A 1,738-nucleotide genomic window follows, 5' to 3' on the forward strand; every position below is an offset into this window, starting at 1 on the left:
CCCGAGGTCCCGCCCACGCCGGAGGCCGGCACGGCATCATGAACAGCGCCGAGTGGCACGCCCGGATCGAGTTACGGGGCCGGGTGGCCGGAGCGGGTTTCCTCATCACGCCGAGCACGGTACTGACGTGTGCTCATGTCGTGGGCGACGGCGAGGATCTGACGGTGACCTTCACCGAGCGGCCCGGCACGCCGGCCGTTGCCGCCCGGGTCGTCGCGGACGGCGGCTGGACCGGAGGCGTCACCGACCCGGGCGACCTGGCCGTGCTGGAGCTCGACCGGGAGGTGCCGGCCGCCCCGGCCGCGCTGGCCCCGGCCGACGCGGCGCACGGCACGACGGACCGCAAGCTCGTCGTCTACGGCTTCCCGCGCGGCTTCGACGAGGGCACCCTCACCGAATGCCGCGTCGCCGCACCGCAGTTGATCCGGCGGGAGTGGCTCCAGCTGGAGGCCTGGCACCAGGGCGGCCAGCCCCTGGCCCCCGGCTTCAGCGGGGCCGCCGTCACCCTGGCCGACACCGGTGAGGTCGTCGGCATGGTCACGGCGGACTCCGGCAGCGGGGAGGTCCGCACCGGCCGGATGATGCCCACCGAGGTCATGGCTCGCTACTGGCCACAGCTGCGGAGCCTGGTCCCGACCTCCGACCACACCAGCGCCGACCGGGCCCGGCTGCGCGCCCTGGTCGAGAAGGCGGCCCGCGCGGGCGTCGACTGCGACCCCGTGCGGCTGTACACGGCGGCGGCCGACCCGTTCGATCCCCCGCCGCCCGAGGAGGGGTTCGACTCGCTGTGGTCCGCGGCCCTGTTCGTGCTGTGCGAACTCGACGGCCCGGGCGCCGCACGGACCGTCGCCCGGTTCGCCGACCGGCTCCAGGACCTGCTGCACGCCCCGGCCGTGGAACCGTCGGCTCCGGACTGGTCGCCGATCCTCGTCGAGCTCGGGCACAGCGGAGCGGGCGACGGCCTGGTCCGGGTGGAGGTGTCCGCCTACAGCGAGGGGCGGCGCCACCCGGTCGACTCCGGCACGGTCGAGCGGCACCGGCTGCACGCGTACGTGCAGGAGGGGATCGAGGCGGCCTTCCGGTATCTGACGCCCGGCGCGGACGAACTGGTCGCGTTCGCGCTGCCCCGGGACTGGCTGGACTGGCCGGTCGACCGCTGGGAGAGCGCCCCGGACGACGACACACCGCTCGGCTGCGTCTACCCGCTGGTCGTCACCGACCAGGCCCGCCGCAAGGCCAGCACCCGGCACGTGCTGACCCGGACGTGGAAGCGCCTCGACTCCTGGCCGGGCGCGCGGATGCACCGTGTGGAGTGCGGCGTGCCGGAGGAGCCCGGGCGGCTGCGGTTGCGGCTGCGGCAGCGCGACACCTGCCTCGCCGGGTTCGGCACCGCCCCGGCCGCCGCCCGCACCCGGCCCCACTTCGACACCTCGCTCGCCGCACCCGCCCCGGTGATCGTGTGGTCGCGGGGCGGCTGCGACTCCGGGCAGGAGGAGTGCGCGGGAGCGGACGGCTGCACCGGCAAGGCGTTCCTCGACGCGCTCGACGCCCACGTCATGGCCGTACCGCCCGCCGAACTCCCGCGCCAGGTCCTCGCGCTGCGCGAGGAGGCGCACGCCGAGGAGCACCACTGGGCCCGCGGCATCCAGCTGCTCTGGGACGACCCGCGGGTCTTCGCCGACCCGCACGCCGTCGCCACCGCGCACGCGAGGTCGCCGGTGTCCTGACCGCCCCCGCA

At 75.8% G+C, this 1,738-nt stretch carries 1 protein-coding gene; it reads left to right on the top strand.

The features are described from left to right. Nucleotides 1-38: 38 nt before the first annotated feature. On the top strand, nt 39-1,727 hold the full coding sequence (locus tag C1J00_RS42945) for a VMAP-C domain-containing protein (protein WP_102914183.1): 1,689 nt from the start codon (nt 39-41) through the stop codon (nt 1,725-1,727). Nucleotides 1,728-1,738 lie beyond the last annotated feature (11 nt).

The sequence above is a fragment of the Streptomyces cahuitamycinicus genome (genome assembly GCF_002891435.1).
In the GTDB taxonomy this organism is placed as follows: domain Bacteria; phylum Actinomycetota; class Actinomycetes; order Streptomycetales; family Streptomycetaceae; genus Streptomyces; species Streptomyces cahuitamycinicus.

Coding starts and splice junctions, on each gene's coding strand:
- C1J00_RS42945 (WP_102914183.1), top strand. CDS start 39: ATGAACAGCGCCGAGTGGCACGCCCGGATCGAGTTACGGGGCCGGGTG.